This is a genomic window from Kitasatospora sp. NPDC097691, assembly GCF_040302665.1.
Lineage (GTDB): Bacteria > Actinomycetota > Actinomycetes > Streptomycetales > Streptomycetaceae > Kitasatospora.
In genome coordinates this window covers 1-1204 of the sequence record NZ_JBEORY010000140.1, presented here as the reverse complement: position 1 = coordinate 1204, position 1204 = coordinate 1, and the positions used below count along the sequence as shown (strand labels likewise).

General features: G+C 63.4%; 1 protein-coding gene. It reads right to left on the bottom strand.

From position 1 onward, the window contains the following. Positions 1 to 128: 128 nt before the first annotated feature. Positions 129 to 773, bottom strand: coding sequence for a hypothetical protein (locus ABTY56_RS38695; protein WP_350634386.1), 645 nt, complete (start codon positions 771 to 773; stop codon positions 129 to 131). Positions 774 to 1204: the final 431 nt, after the last annotated feature.

The window sequence follows — 1204 nt, the reverse complement described above, 5'->3', positions numbered from 1 at the left end:
GGCAATCGTTCCAAGCCTCGATAGGAGCGTGCGGGCGAAATCCAGTGCCGGGTCCGACGGCCCACACTCGGTATGATCCGAAGCTGAGGCTGCCGATCCCGGGGTGGAGGACGGTGAACTGGAGCTCGTCATCTCGCATCGTTCCCTTTGCTTTGATCGACATCGACCAGGCCCGGCATCACGAGTTCGATCAAAATAAGCAGCTTACGGCCAAGCTTTGTCGGCGGCCGATGGCGGCCGAACGCCGAACCGCCCATGCGTCCGCCCCCGACAAAGACTTTGCTGCCGCTCGCCCTCACCGCGTTCCGCAGATCGATCAGGGTGGACGATCTCGCTTGACCGGCAGTGGGAATGCCGCCCAGGACCAGTAGATGATGGGCCGACCGCAGTTGCTCCGCTCCCAGCGTCGCGAGACGGCGCCGCCAATCGCGGGAGGCGAGGACGCGTATCGTGTTTCTGCTTCCCGCATCGCAGCCGATCAGCAGACAGATCGATCCTGGATCCACAGGGCAGATCTCGTAGAGGCGGCCGAGACACGACGTGTACGCGAAGGCAACCCAGACTTCTTCCATGCGAAGGAGGAGACCGAACTCGCCGAACACGTCGCCCGCGCACGTCATTACGATCCTGCGATCAATCGAGACATCCGGGAGGCTCGTCCGTTCGACTGTCGACTCCGCCGCGTGGCGCAGCGCGAACCTCGCGGCAGAGGCGGAAGTGATGACGCCGCCTGCCGCTAGCGCAGCCAAGCCCGCGATCGTCTCGTCGTCCATGCCCGTGAGCACGTCGAGACGGATGGGAAGCGGCTGAACGAGTGCAGTGGCTCGGTCGATCCCCTGTCCCCCACCCGAGAGACTTCTGACTAGACGTGCGATGCTCGACGTCGGGGATCCCCACCGAAGTCTTCGTCCTGTCGGAAATTGAACGATGATGCCGCTGCTTTGCATCGCACCTCTCCATGCGCGTCGCGTGGCGCTCGGTTGTCTGAAAGCCGCCCTCGAACCAGGGATTCGGACGGCGTGGACCTCGGTCGTTTCGTCTATCGGTCGATCACGGCTTGCCAGCCGAGAACATCCCAATCGAAGGTCCAGCCATCGGGGTTCAGCCGGACTGTGCTATGCGATCCGAGGAGACCCGCGAGATCGATCGCAATCATTCCGCCTGCCATAAGGCCGAATATGCGCTCCCGCGAGGAGGGGCAGGC